We start from the raw sequence: 12,956 nt of genomic DNA on the forward strand, positions 1-12,956 counted from the left end.
TCGGGTTGCAGGGCACGTACGGCTCCAGCGGTGGCACGCCGTTCAGGCTGAACCCGGTCGGCGCGCCACCGCTGGAGCCGTACGTGCCCTGCAACCCGAACTCGGTGGAGCCGCCGGCCGGGATACTGCCGTTGTACGACGCGTTGCGAGCGGTCACCGTCGCGCCGGACTGGCTGACCGTGGCGTTCCAGCCGTTGGTGACCCGCTCGTCCCCGGCGTACGTCCAGGTGACGGTCCAACTGGAGACGGCCGCGTCTCCCGGGGAGACCTTGACGGTGGCGGTGAATCCGCCGGGCCACTGGTTGGGCGTGTAGTCGACCCGGCAGCCCTGGGCGGCTGCGGCCGGGCCGGTGAGCAGGGCCGCTCCGGTGGTGGTCACGGCGGTGGCCAGCGCGGCGGCGACCACCAGGGTCGCGGCGGGGCGGGCACGGAAAATCGTCATGAAGGGTCCTTCTGCCATCGAGCTGAGCGGAGGCGGCACGGCGGCGCGTCCTGGACGGACGCGGCGCGACAACGTGCCCTGGATGCGGCGCGGCGGTGCGCCACAGCGACCGGTCGCGCGTACGACCGAAATGCCCGGCTCGGGGTGGACCTGTCAGTCGCCGACGGTCCGGTCCCCCGGACCCCGGCGGCGCCCACCCTCAATCTATTGACGAACGCCTATTGAATCAAGCGTCGGCGGCGCTCCCCCGCCGCGTCGATCATGCAGTTTCAGTTGTCGACATAGGCGGGATGCCCCTTATGCCGGGACAGCAAGTGCAAGATCGCGGAGCAGGGACAGGGAAAGAATGGTCCGGGCTCGTGTCGATCCGTGGGCTGCCCGTTCGACGTGGGGATGCTGGGGCCGGGAGACGGCCCCGTCGGATGAGGAGAACGCGATGTCGAAGTACATGTTGATCATGCGGGGCACCGATGAGACGAACTCGGCCATGATGGCCAACCTCGACGAGATGATGGCCACCACCCGCCAGTTCATCGAGGACATGATGAAGGCCGACGTTCTCGTCGCGGCCGAAGGGCTGGACGATCCGCGCCAGGGCGTCGTGGTCGACTTCGGTGGCGAGGCACCGGTGGTCACCGACGGTCCGTACGGCGAGACCAGGGAGTTGTTCGGCGGCTACTTCCTGCTCGATGTCGCCACGAAACAGGAGGCGGTCGAGTGGGCCAGGCGGGTCCCGGCGGTCCGCGGGTCCAAGATCGAGGTCCGACGGGTGGCCGAGGCCGACGAGGTCCCGCAGGGCGGCGAGAGCAACGGCCAGGTCTGATGGGTACGGCCGACGTCGAGGCCGTCTGGCGGATCGAGTCGGCGCGGATCGTGGCCGCGCTGACCCGGTTCACCGGCGACTTCGGGCTGGCCGAGGACGCCGCCCAGGAGGCGGTGGCCGAGGCGCTGGTGTCCTGGCCACGTGCCTCTCCGGCCAACCCGGCCGGGTGGCTGATGGCCACGGCCCGGCGGCGGGCGATCGACGCGATCCGCCGCCGGGTCGCCCTCCACGAGCGATACGCCCTGTTGGCGGCCGATCCCGCGCTCGATCAGGAGATCGACCCCGACCGGATCGACGACGATGTGCTGGCGCTGATGTTCGTCAGCTGCCACCCGGTGCTCTCCCGCGAGGCGCGGGTGGCGCTGACCCTGCGGGTGGTCGGCGGCCTGTCCACCGAGGAGATCGCCCGTGCGTTCCTGGTGCCGGTGCCGACCGTGCAGGCCCGCATCACCCGGGGCAAGAAGGCGATCGCGGCGGCCGGAGTGCCGTTCGAGCAGCCACCGGCCGGCGAGCGCCGGGAGCGGCTGGGCGGCGTGCTCAGCGTCCTCTACGTGATCTTCACGGAGGGGTCGACGGCCACGTCGGGCGACCGGCTGCTGCGCCCCGACGTGGCGTACGAGGCGATCCGGCTGGCCCGCACACTTGCCGCGCTACAGCCGGACGAGCCGGAGGTGCACGGCCTGCTCGCGCTGTGCGAGCTGACGGCCGCGCGCTTCCCGGCCCGGACCGACCCGGACGGCACTCCGATCCTCCTTGAGGACCAAGACCGCCGGCTGTGGGACTTCCCGGCGATCCGCCGTGGGCTGGCCGCACTGGCCAGGGCATCGCAGCGCGGCCTCGGCCCCTACGGTCTACAGGCCGCGATCGCGGCAACGCACGCGTCGGCACCCTCGGTCGAGAAGACCGACTGGGCCCGGATCGTCCGGCTCTACGAGACTCTCGGCCGGGTCGCGCCCTCGCCGGTGGTCGAACTCAACCGGGCCGTCGCCGTCGCCATGACCTCGGGTCCGGCGCCAGCCCTGGCCATCGTGGACGAGCTGATCGCCTCCAACCGGCTCCCCGGGTCACACCTCGTCCCGACCGTACGCGGCGAGCTGCTGACCCGCCTCGGCCGGCTTCCGGAGGCGCGCGCCGAGCTGGAACTGGCCGCCCGGCTCTGCGCCAATCAGCGCGAACGCGCGGTGCTGCTCGGCAAGGCGGCCGCGCTGAGCTGACTGCTCCAGCACCGCCGACCGAACCCCGAAGGCCGCTCGCCCGCCCGTGGTCGCAGGCTCAGATCTGCGTTCTCGCCTGCTCGATGTGCCGGGCGATGGCGTGCGCGCCGTGCGTACGTGCGATGACGTGCGCCTCGTCGAGGATGGCGAGGGCGTCCGCTCCGCGGTCCTGGGCGGCGGCGATGTAAGCCAGCCCGACCATGTTGGAGGCCACGCCCGCCAGCGCTCCGACCTCCCGGCGCAGCCGGGTCGACTCCTCAAGCCGCTCGCGCGCCTCGTCCAGCCGGCCGGCGGCGTGCGCCGCGATGCCCAAATGCCGGAGCGCCTCCGACCGGGTCGGCTTGTCGCCGGTCTGCGCCGCCAGCCGGCAGGACCGCTCCAGGTACGGAACCGCGGTTTCGTCGTCACGTCGGATGAACTGGTGCAGACAACCAATCCAGAACAACGCCTCGGCCTCCCCGCGCGGGTCCCCCAGCGCCCGGTACAGCTCGAGCGCACGCTCGAACAGCGGCAGCTCGGCGGGATCCTCGGTAGGCGACGAGCCGGCGTCGGCGGGCGCGTTCTGAAACCGGGCGTGCAGGATCATCCCCCGCGCCAACGCCGCATCGGCCTCGACGGCGTGCAGACCCTGCTCGGCGCCTCTCAGCCCGCTGGCGTCGCCGCCGAACACCGCCCGTTCATAGATCTCTCGGGCCCGTACGATCCGATCGTCGGTGCTCATCCTCGCCCCCGCTGGCATCGCCGCTACCGTCCTGGGCCCGGCAGCCTAATCGGCAGACGCGCCCACGGCCCGGTCGAGTCGGGCGTCATCGGCTGCCCCGAGGATCAGGATCAGCTCGTAGAACCCGCCGGTCCAGTTCTCGGCATCGCTCATGTCGTCGGCTGCCACCGCGTCAGGATCGGCCATGGCGAGTGCTGTGTCAGGCGGATAATCAGGGGCCTCAGACATCCGAGCTGGAGGTCCGCATGCGCGTCATCCGCATTCTGCCCAACCTTCCGGTGGCTGACGTCAGCGCCGCGAAGGGCTTCTACACCGACTTTCTCGGTTTGAGCGCCGAGGCATTCAACCTGGGTTGGGTGGCCCGCTACACCTCGCCCGACCCCGACGTGGCCGTGCAGCTCGTCTCCGGCGACGCGACCGCACCCGAGGACTCGGTCATCAGCGTGCAGGTGGATGACGTGGACGGCGCATATGTCGAGGCACAGCGGCTCGGCTACGAGATCGTGCACCCGCTGACCACCGAGCCGTGGGGTGTGCGCAGGTTCTTCGTCCGCGCTCCGGACGGCAATGTCATCAACGTGGCGGCTCACCGCACCTGAGGTGATCTCGACAATTCTGACCGCGGGCCGGACCACGGCCTAGCGCAGTTCCACGATCCTGGCGCGGGTGTTGGCTGGTGCTTCGGGGTGCCCGCGCTCGACGTCGGCCCGGACGTCGGCAACGGTCTTACCGGCCAACTCCCGCCGCCAGGCCAGGTCGGCGCCGCGCATGGCCTGGGCGAACGCGCAAGACTGTCGATAGTCGACGCCCGCGTGCTCGCCCGGGCCCTTGCGGAGGATCTGGTCGCACTGGAACAGCTCCTCGGGGCCTTCGATCGCGGCCACGATGTCCAGCAGGGAGACCTCCGCCGGGGTGCGGGCGAGCTGAAAGCCCCCGCGCGGCCCCGAGGTCGACGTCAGGATGCCGGCTCGGACCAGGGCCTGAAGCTGCTTGTTCAGGTACGCCGGCGGTAGCTCGTAGAAGGCGGCGAGGGTGCTGGTCGGCACCGGCGCGTCCAGCCAGCTCAGGTTGAGGCACGTGTGGAGGGCCCATTCGACACCCTGACTCATCCGCATGTTCCTGGACTCTACCTGTCCAGGATTTGGGACGTCGGTCATGAACGGTGGCGTCATCTTATTCTGGATATCTAATGTCTAGGAACCGTTTGAACGACGAAGGAGCCGACAATGACTTTGGTACGCGCAGCCCAGGCCGAGGTTCTCGACAGCGACCCGTCCAGCGTGATCACGCTGCTCCTCGACCCCGAGCACACCGGCGGCGCCCTGACCAGCAACCGCACCCTGCTCAAGCACGGCAGCGACGGTGCTCCGCCACACCTGCACACCCAGTCCGGCGAGCTGTTCTTCATCCTCGACGGCGCCCTCGACATGCTCGTCGACGACAAGGTGCGCACCCTGCGCAAGGGAGACACGCTGTTCGTTCCGCCCCGCACCCGGCACGCCTTCGCCCCCGCCGACGGCCAGGATGCCGACTTCCTCGTCGTGATCACCCCTGGCAAGCCTCGGTTCGACTACTACCGACTGCTCGAGAAGGTGCACCAGGGCGAAGCCACCTGGCAGGACGTCGCCGAGACCCAGGACCGTTACGACAACCACTACGTGGACAGCCCGTTGTGGGCCGGCCGACGGGGCTGACCGGCGCGACCTGTTCGTGCAGAAGTCGCCCCGTCGGCGCGGGTGGTCCGCACCGACGGGGCAACGATTGCCGTGGGGCGCTACCTCTTGGCGATCTTGATCGTCGCGGTGCGGTAGTTGTTGCGCTTGTCGTTCTTCGTCGGGTCGTAGTTCTTCTCGATGTTGCCGGCGCTGTCGACCGAGAACCAGCGGAACGTCGTCGTCTCGGTCACGTGGAACACCTGCCCTGGCTCACGGAACTCGGTCGCCGCGTAGCGGGGCGACTGGAGCGTGGGCCGGCTGCCATCGGTCGTGTAGTAGATGGTGGCCGGCTCGCTGGTCTCGAAGTGCACGTCGACAGGCCCGGAGTAGCGCCCCGCACCGGGCACCAGCTGGGACGTCGGGTTCTTGTTGTCCCTGCCCCAGTCCGCCGCGACCCGGAACATCTCCATGATCCCGTTGGCGTACTCCATCGTCTCGGCGTGGCCACTGACGAGCTCGGGGTTCCCGTCCCACTCCGGCTGGAACGAACCGCCCTGCCAGTCGCCGGTGGCCGGGTTGTAGACGGAGCCGCCGACCTCCCAGCCGAACGCGTAGATCCCGTAGGTGTGGTACAGATCCTCGCGTACGTTGCCCGCCGAGGAGTAGAGGACGTCGGACGAGCCGCCGACGTTCTCCGGCGTGACGACAGTTTCCCGGTGCGCCTTGACCTGCGACAGGATCCGGGCGGCGGACTGCCAGTAGAACGCCTCGTCACCCAGTGGCGGACGTGGCGTGGTGATCCGGCCGTCCGCGATGTAGGCACCGGGCTGCCAGAAGAGCTGGCCGCCGTTGGAGTGCACCGACATCATGAACTTGATGTTCTTGTACTTTTCGACCAGCCAGATGATGTTCTTCGACTCGGGCTCGGACAGCTCCCCCGGCCCCTGGTAGGTGCCACTGACGCAGTTGGTCGACCCTCCCGCGTAGCCGTCGTGGCCCGACCCGACCCGGTAGTTCCGGTTCAGGTCGACGCCCCAGGAGTTCCGCTGCGCCGGATCGGCGCTCGCGTCCGGGCAGTGGTTCGTCATGTTCTTACGCTGCGAGGCGAAGTTGTAGAAGCTGTAGTTCGCCCCGTCGGGGTTGTTGGACAGGATGAAGAAGACGTCGGTGTTCTCGACGATCTTCTTCGTCTCCCGGTCGGACCGGTAGTTGTGCACCAGACGTTCGGCCGACTCCAGGCTGGTCGTCGCCGGCACCCACTCGCGGGCGTGGTCCTGCGCCTGGATGAGGACACCAGGCTTCTTACCGTCACGATGCTTGCCGATCCGCAGGACCGGGATCGTCGCGGGGCCGCGCGGCACCTCGCCCTCCGGTGCCCCGACGCGCTTCTGGTCGAGGAAGTCGGTCAGCGCGACCGGGCCGGCCGTCGGAGCGACGATGCCGGTGCCCTCGTTGGTGCGGTACGGGTGCGCCCGGTCGATGAGCCCCGCAGAGCGGGTCCGCAGCGCCTCGGCCACCTCGGCGGCCGTGCTCGTCGGCGCACCCGAGGCGTCCGTGGCGAGCAGGACACGAACCGCCTTGCCGGTGACCTCCACCGCGAGCGGAAGGTTCGCGTCGGGCCGGTCCACGAAGTCCACTGTGATGTCGTTGCCGCCCTGGTGACCCCATGCCGCCGAGGTGACGACGACCGCTGCCTGCCCCGTACCACCGATCTGGGCCTGCGCCTTGCGTTGGTACCCGTTCGTCTGGTTCGGCAGGTAGACGATCTCGGCGATGTCCGGGTACTGACGGGCGATCTCCATGGCACGGCTGTAGAGCTGCTGCGGGTGACGGTAGCCGTCCACGAAGTCCGACTTGTAGGACGGGTTCGCCGTCAGCGGCGGCGGGGCGTCCTCGAGCCAGTTCGAGACGACGCCGGTCGCGACGCCACCGGTGGAACTCGTCAGCTTGATCTTGTTGGGGCGTACGTCGAGCTTGAACAGGTTCCGGTGGAACATGTACTGCCCCGAATCGACGAACCGGCTCATCGTCCGGGCGAAGCCGAACGGCGTGCCCTTCCCCGAGTCGTTCTCCAACTGCATCCCGACGATCGGGTCCGCCTGCTGCCCCTCGGTGGTCCGCGCCTCGACGTAGAGGAAGCCCTGACCCTTTGTGGTGAACCAGTCGGCGCGAACCACGCGTACCGTCGCGTCGTGGCTGGCCGGCTGGGCCGCCCGCGCGCTGGCCGCGCCGATGCCAATGCCACCGTCGGCCTCGTTGCTCCAGGCGAAGCCCGCGTCGTCGCCGAGCAGCTCGACGCCCATCGCCGTGAGTTCGGTGGCCTGCTCGGCGGTCACCACCGCTTCGCCCTCGATGCCGTTCGGCACGCGCCGGAGGCCATGTTCGAGGTCGAAGCCGGCCGCGGCCACCTTGTCCAGCATGTCCGCGCCGGTCAGCCTGACGTGTACGAGGCGTACCGACTCACGATCCTCAGGCTGGGATCGGCTCGCGGCGGCTGACGACCCCGTGGGATCCGCGCCCGCAGGGCCGGTCGTCACGAGGATGCTACCCACCAGGGTGGACAGCGCGAGTAGCGCGATGCGCCGTTGTGATCGCCGCATTCCCCCTCCTTCTGCCTACGACGGGTGATTGCCGGCGGACCGGTCCGGTGAGCGTATGTGCGTTCGCGGCTCCAGTGGCTGGCCTCGATCGAATTTGAGCATTCCTTGAGGCGACCGTCGCCGGCCCCGCACCGCCCGCGTCCGTACCCCGGATGGCCTTCCCCCGGCAGAGGGAGTGCTTCCCCATCTGTCGGGGAGGAGAGCTGATACGCAGCCGGCGATCGTAGACACGGCCATGACCGCCTAGCCGGATCGGAGCGTCCATGAACCTCGCTGACTCTGCCCATGTCTCGACCGCCGCCCCGCCGCCCTGGGCGATCTGGGCCGCCTACGCCGTCCCGCTCTGCGTCCTGCCGTCCGCGCTCTGGCGCCTGTCGTTGGTGTTCACCGACGATGCCGTCACACCGTGGTACATGATCTTCTTATCCGCCCTGTCGATGGGACTGGCCCTGTTGACACTCGGGCTGGTGCACAGGTGGGGACAGCGATTTCCGCCCTGGCTACCCCGCGTTGGAGGCCGCCGCATACCCGCGCGTCCGATCGTGCGCGTCGCGCTGATCGGCGGCTGGTCGCTGGTCGCCATCTGCGTCTACTTCCTCCTGAACCAGAGGTTCCACTTCGTGCAGAGCACCTGGGTAGGCATCGGCGACGACGAACCGGTGCACCCGCCTCCCGGCTGGGAAGTGCTCCGCTACTACGCCCCGATGCTCGGGTGGGGACCGCTCGTCATCGCCGTGGCGGCCGACTACGGCCGGCGCGCAGCCAATGTTCGAAGAATGGAGAAGCCATGACAATCCGCGGGTTGCTTGTCGCCGTACTCAGCGGGGCCGTGGTGCTCGTCGGTGCCCCGGGATCGGCGCGGGCCGACGACCAGGACCCACCCCAGGTGCCGGCCACGCCGGGTGCGTGGATCGCCGGCATCGGCGGATTCGTCTACGACGAGCCGGGGACGGTCGGTCATCAGATCCGGTTTGGCGTCCTGGGCTGGGTCGACCGCCACGGGACAGGCCACGGCGTGTTCCGTTTCCGGCACGCGCTGCCCGACGGGAGCGTGGTGAGCGAGGGGCACGCCGAGGTGACGTGCGTCAGCATGGTGGGCGACACCGCACTGGTGACCGCCGTCGTCCCGGAAGGCGGCAGCCCGATGGTCAACCACGTCTTCATTGTCAAGATCATTGAGGGTGGTCCGGGTCGAGCCGACCAGATCGACGCAGTGGAACAACCTCACCGATGGTGCCGCGCGCCGCGTCACCGAGGAGATCGCCGACCGGCACGGTCTGACCGTGCCGGTGCCATCGTCTGTGGCGGCGATGGCGGCAGCACCACCTGCGGAGGCAGCGGTTTCTTCCTGGGGTGGCTCGCCCTCGCCACCGCCTACCGGGACGAGGATCTCGGCCAGTGGCTCGCCTCTGACGACGGGTACGCCGACGAGATCCTGACCCGACCCGTCCTGGAGCTGAGCTGAGCAACGCGGCAAGCCCCCGCCGCGCCCGCGTACGCCTTCCCGGTCAGAACGTCGCGATCGGGTTGACCGGGCTGCCTGACGTGCCGGCGAAGCGGACCGGTGCGATCGCCAGGTGAAAGTCCCACTGGCCAAGCTCGGCAGCCGTCGTCGCGCACGCCTCCAGGTCGCAGTTGTCGAGCATCCACAGGCCCATCGCGACGAGGCTCACGGCGTGGACCGGCATCAACACGTCGTCGTACCCCGACGGCTGAACGTCCTGGGGGGTGTCGGCGCCGATCAGGGCCACCCCCCGTTCGTGCAGCCACGGCAGGCAGGACGCGTGCCAGCCCGCCTGCGTGAAGCCGCTGGCCGCACCGTTCTCGTGCCGGAAACGGCCGTAGCCGGTCCGCAGGAGTACCGCGTCGCCGGATTGCACCTGCACCCCCTGGCGACGCTCGGTCTCCTCGAGATCGTCGGGATGCACGCCCTCCCCCGGCTCCAGCCACGGCACGCCGCGGGCCGCGGCAACGTCGAGCAGGACACCACGCGTGATGATCCCGTTCGCGGCCGCCGTGACGGCCGCCCACGCCGAGCCCGTCGAGGCGTCGACCAACGAGTGCGACCGCCCGTTGTACATCGTGCCGTCCCAGTAGATGTGGCACGGCGAGTCGAGGTGGGTGAGGGTGTTGCCGTGGAACGAGATGCCGAGCCGCTCGGACGAGAAGCCCCAGCGCCGGTCGGCGTGGAAGGCGGGCGGCATGTTCTCCGCACCCGGCATGTCGGCGGTGCACGGGCACGTCGTCGTCGACCGCTCCATGTCTTCCGGTGCGACGACCTCCCACGCGCAGGACACACTCCTGCCGTGCCGCACGGCCCGCGCCGCCGCAAGCCGGACGTCGTCGGTGATGTGGTTCAGCGTTCCGAGTTCGTCGTCGTCGCCCCACCGCCCCCAGTTGGACAGCGTGTCGAAGTACCCGAGCACTCCGTCCTGGGTCGGCGTCGGTCGCCCTGCCGTCATGTCAGCATCGACTCCTCTGGTCACGCGGTGTCGAGGCACCGCAGGTCAGGGTAGCCGGCCGCTTGATCGTCGGACGGCCGTAGGCAGCGCAGGTGTGCTGCCGTCGCTGTTCTACTCACTGAAATCGGTCACGGAGAGCGCCTCGCCCAGCCGACCGGCGGCCAGGTCGTCGTGGCGGATGACGAAACTGCCGTAGTAGTACCCATCGGCCAGCGGAAACCGGGCGAGCGACACCCATTCGCTCGTCAGCCGGTGCTTTTCCTGCTCCACCTGGGAATACCACTGCGCCACCGGGACGACGATCTCACCGGCCTTCTCCCGCCCGGCGAGGGTCTGCTCGGCGATATTCCTCATCACCTCGTCGTCGGCATATCCGCCGATATCGGCGCTGGCAAGCCCTTCATCGGGCGGCCAGAGGTCGTCGGCCAGCGCACGGAGCTCCTCCAGATGCGGCAGGTCACGCTCCAGGTCACGGGCCAACTGCTGCTGGAAGGGCGACAGGTCGTCCTCGTCGCCCTCGTCCTCGTCGTCGTGCGTTGTGATCCAAGGGGGCAGTTCCGCGCCAAGTCTCGCGCGGAGGTCGTACTGCTCGCCGACGAAGGTGGGGAGGCTGGGGTCCTCCGCCACCTCGGTTTCGGTGTCGGCCGGTACGTACACGACGCGCGCGTACCTCCGGTCTCCGGTGCCACCGGCCAGGTGGTCCTCCGCGTGGTCGAGGAAGAAGAGCAGCGAGCCGTCCGCCGGCAGGCCGAAGCCGTCGACTCTCGGCAACGCCGCACAGTCGACGGAGAAAATGAACGGCAACGGACCGGCACCGGCGCTCGGCCAGTCCACGCCCACCGGCAGCCGGGGCAGCCCGCCGAACTGCCCGACCGGGGCACCGCCGGAGCCGCCGCCCAACCGGATCGACAGACGCAGGTGCCCGGTGAACCGGCTGATCTCGTCGTCCGGGATGCTCAACTCGCGCGCGGCACGACCAAACTGCCCCTGATGATCCATGGGCCAGCATGATGCCATGAGGACATCGATGTGAGGACGAACCCGGCGACCGGGGGCGCCGGAGGCTGTGTCCGACCTCGACCAGACATCCGTCCGGGTCGCGCTGGTCGCGGTGGCCCCGCCCCCCGCCGGCCACACCAGATACAGCCCACCTTTGCTCTGCACCCGCCCATGCGCCAGTTACGGACCGTGCCTGGTGCATGGGCGGGTGCAGAGCAAAGGGCGGATTCCCGGCGCGGAACACCATGCGGCGGGCCGCTAACCCGGCTGGGGGACGAGACATCGCCCTGGCGAGGGAGGCTGCGCGCGCTCGGCGGTGCGATGGTCAGGCCATGACCGGTGGTAACTGCGCCGAGCGGGGGTGGGCTGGGATGACGATGACGAAACATGCGGTCCGGGTGGCCCGGATGTTCGACGGCGAACGGCTCGTGGACGGTGGGGCGCTGGTCCTGCTCGACGGCGGACGCATCGCCGACGTGCGCCGGGACAGGGCTGCGGTGCCGGAGGGCTGGCCGGTGCGCGACGAGCCGAACGGCACCCTGCTACCCGGCTTGGTGGACGCACACGTACACCTCTGTGCCGACGCCGGACCGGACGCGCTCGGTCGGCTCGCCGAGCAGCGCGAGGCGGGCCTCGACGCGGTCGTCGAGGCGTCACTGCGCAAACATCTGGCCGCTGGCGTGACGACGGTCCGGGACCTGGGCGACCGGCGAGGCGCGGTGCTGCGCTGGCGGGATCGGCGGGTGCGGGACGACCTACCAACGGTGGTGGGGTCCGGCGCACCGCTCACCAGCGTCGGCGGGCACTGCTGGTCGTTGGGAGGTGAGGCGAGCGGTGTCGACGGGGTTCGCGAGGCCGTACGTCTGCGGGCGGCGGCGGGTGCCGATCTGGTGAAGGTCATGGCCAGCGGTGGGGTGTTCACCCCGGGCACCGACACCACGAGGCCGCAGTTCACCGACGAGGAGCTGACCGCCGCACTGGCGCAGGCCCACGATCTGGACCTGCCGGTGACCGCGCACGCGCTCAGCGCGGTCGAGCAGGCGCTGCGCGTCGGTGTGGACGGCATCGAGCACTGCACCTGCGTCACCGTGACCGGCGCTCGTGTTCCCGCTGAGCTCGCGGACCGACTGGCCGCTTCCGGGGTGGCGGTCTGTGCCACGCTCGGCACCGACCCGGCCGTGGTCACGCCACCGGAGGTGGTGGAGATGGCGGCGCGGGCCGGGCTCAGCGAGGCAGCGCTGCGCGAGGGCGTTGCCACCCTGCACCGGGCCGGGGTCCGCCTGGTGGCCGGTTCGGACGCGGGCCTCGGCCCTGCGAAGCCGCACGGGATCCTGCCCGAGACGCTCGTCGAGTACGTGGCCTGCGGCATTCCCGCCACCGTCGCCCTCGCCGCGGCCACGTCGGTCGGCGCCGAGGTGTGTGGCCTGGGGCGACGCAAGGGCCGGGTCCGCCCCGGGTTCGAGGCCGACCTGTTGATCGTGGACGGCGACCCGACGAGCGACATAACGGTGTTGCGCCGCCCGCTCGCGGTGTACCGCGCCGGTGTGCCGGTGAGATGAAGGGTCAGGATGCGCGGAGCTGCTCGCGGACCCAGGCCCGGTCGGGGTTCACGACAGCCTGATCGCCGAGCACGACGGTGGGCACTGTCTCGTTGCCGTCGGCTACCGCCCGGACGGCGGCGGCAGCGGCCGGGTCGCGCCAGATGTCCACCCAGTGCGCCCGCCGGGCGAGCCGGCCGAGGGAGAACCGCAGCCGCAGGCAGTAGTGACAGCCGGGACGCCAGTACACGATCGGCCGGCCGTCCACCGCGCTGGCCCGTTGCGCCTCGGCGGCGCCCATCGAGCGGGGGAAGGCCCACGGCGACAGCAGCAGCGCCAACGCCAGGAAGACCAGCAACTCGACGCCGCCGACGACGGGCAGACCGGCGGCCAGTTGCGTCACCGCCACCAGCACGCCGCACGCCGCCATCAGGATCGCCAGAACCCATCGTCGCAGCACGCCGAGGACCCTACCCCCAGGTACGCGATGGCGCTCTTCCGG

15 protein-coding genes are annotated in these 12,956 nt (G+C 70.1%); 7 read left to right on the forward strand and 8 right to left on the reverse strand.

Annotated elements, in window-relative coordinates:
- Nucleotides 1-442 (reverse strand): cellulose-binding domain-containing protein (locus DLJ58_RS34975; RefSeq protein WP_208741382.1); only part of this gene is annotated, 442 nt, incomplete at its 3' end.
- 436 nt (nt 443-878) lie between these two features.
- On the opposite strand from DLJ58_RS34975, the gene DLJ58_RS28455 reads away from it, so the two are divergent.
- Together DLJ58_RS28455 and DLJ58_RS28460 are read left to right on the forward strand one after the other, a co-directional pair.
- The gene (locus DLJ58_RS28455) at nt 879-1,265 is read left to right on the forward strand and encodes a YciI family protein (RefSeq protein WP_124860883.1); all 387 of its coding nucleotides are present in this window, start codon (nt 879-881) and stop codon (nt 1,263-1,265) included.
- Complete coding sequence (locus DLJ58_RS28460) at nt 1,265-2,479, forward strand: RNA polymerase sigma factor (RefSeq protein WP_124860885.1); 1,215 nt, start codon at nt 1,265-1,267, stop codon at nt 2,477-2,479. Before DLJ58_RS28455 ends, DLJ58_RS28460 begins: the two co-directional genes overlap by 1 nt.
- Nucleotides 2,480-2,537: 58 nt before the next feature.
- Here DLJ58_RS28460 and DLJ58_RS28465 read toward each other — a convergent pair whose 3' ends face one another.
- Nucleotides 2,538-3,200, reverse strand: a complete 663-nt coding sequence (locus tag DLJ58_RS28465) for a tetratricopeptide repeat protein (RefSeq protein ID WP_124860887.1) — start codon at nt 3,198-3,200, stop codon at nt 2,538-2,540.
- 45 nt (nt 3,201-3,245) lie between these two features.
- Nucleotides 3,246-3,386, reverse strand: coding sequence for a hypothetical protein (locus tag DLJ58_RS33920; RefSeq protein WP_158629637.1), 141 nt, complete (start codon nt 3,384-3,386; stop codon nt 3,246-3,248).
- Between the two features lie 59 nt (nt 3,387-3,445).
- Here DLJ58_RS33920 and DLJ58_RS28470 point away from each other — a divergent pair, with 59 nt between their 5' ends.
- A complete protein-coding gene (locus tag DLJ58_RS28470; protein ID WP_124860889.1) occupies nt 3,446-3,799 on the forward strand; it encodes a VOC family protein in 354 nt (117 codons plus the stop codon).
- Nucleotides 3,800-3,838: 39 nt separating this feature from the next.
- Here the strand turns inward: DLJ58_RS28470 and DLJ58_RS28475 are convergent, their stop codons facing one another.
- Entirely contained in the window at nt 3,839-4,315 is a 477-nt protein-coding gene (locus tag DLJ58_RS28475; protein WP_244219165.1) for an RrF2 family transcriptional regulator, read from the reverse strand.
- Between the two features lie 111 nt (nt 4,316-4,426).
- Here DLJ58_RS28475 and DLJ58_RS28480 point away from each other — a divergent pair, with 111 nt between their 5' ends.
- Complete coding sequence (locus tag DLJ58_RS28480; protein ID WP_124860891.1) at nt 4,427-4,894, forward strand: cupin domain-containing protein; 468 nt, start codon at nt 4,427-4,429, stop codon at nt 4,892-4,894.
- Nucleotides 4,895-4,974: 80 nt separating this feature from the next.
- Here DLJ58_RS28480 and DLJ58_RS28485 read toward each other — a convergent pair whose 3' ends face one another.
- Nucleotides 4,975-7,455: a M14 family zinc carboxypeptidase gene (locus DLJ58_RS28485; protein WP_124860893.1), complete on the reverse strand. Its 2,481-nt coding sequence runs from the start codon at nt 7,453-7,455 to the stop codon at nt 4,975-4,977.
- A 263-nt stretch (nt 7,456-7,718) separates the two neighbouring features.
- Here DLJ58_RS28485 and DLJ58_RS28490 point away from each other — a divergent pair, with 263 nt between their 5' ends.
- Both DLJ58_RS28490 and DLJ58_RS34755 read left to right on the forward strand, forming a co-directional pair.
- The gene (locus tag DLJ58_RS28490) at nt 7,719-8,246 is read left to right on the forward strand and encodes a hypothetical protein (protein WP_124860895.1); all 528 of its coding nucleotides are present in this window, start codon (nt 7,719-7,721) and stop codon (nt 8,244-8,246) included.
- Entirely contained in the window at nt 8,243-8,920 is a 678-nt protein-coding gene (locus tag DLJ58_RS34755; protein WP_244219166.1) for a hypothetical protein, read from the forward strand. Before DLJ58_RS28490 ends, DLJ58_RS34755 begins: the two co-directional genes overlap by 4 nt.
- A gap of 43 nt (nt 8,921-8,963) precedes the next feature.
- On the opposite strand, the gene DLJ58_RS28500 is transcribed toward DLJ58_RS34755, so the two are convergent.
- Entirely contained in the window at nt 8,964-9,917 is a 954-nt protein-coding gene (locus DLJ58_RS28500) for a cyclase family protein (RefSeq protein WP_124860897.1), read from the reverse strand.
- A 111-nt stretch (nt 9,918-10,028) separates the two neighbouring features.
- Nucleotides 10,029-10,916 (reverse strand): DUF1963 domain-containing protein, encoded by an 888-nt coding sequence (locus tag DLJ58_RS28505; protein WP_124860899.1) that lies wholly within the window; start codon nt 10,914-10,916, stop codon nt 10,029-10,031.
- Between the two features lie 371 nt (nt 10,917-11,287).
- Here DLJ58_RS28505 and DLJ58_RS28510 point away from each other — a divergent pair, with 371 nt between their 5' ends.
- Complete coding sequence (locus tag DLJ58_RS28510; protein WP_208741383.1) at nt 11,288-12,475, forward strand: amidohydrolase family protein; 1,188 nt, start codon at nt 11,288-11,290, stop codon at nt 12,473-12,475.
- A 4-nt stretch (nt 12,476-12,479) separates the two neighbouring features.
- Here DLJ58_RS28510 and DLJ58_RS28515 read toward each other — a convergent pair whose 3' ends face one another.
- Entirely contained in the window at nt 12,480-12,914 is a 435-nt protein-coding gene (locus DLJ58_RS28515; RefSeq protein ID WP_124860901.1) for a glutaredoxin domain-containing protein, read from the reverse strand.
- Nucleotides 12,915-12,956 lie beyond the last annotated feature (42 nt).

Origin of the sequence: Micromonospora arida, assembly GCF_003857035.1 — a bacterium.
Classification (GTDB): domain Bacteria; phylum Actinomycetota; class Actinomycetes; order Mycobacteriales; family Micromonosporaceae; genus Micromonospora; species Micromonospora arida.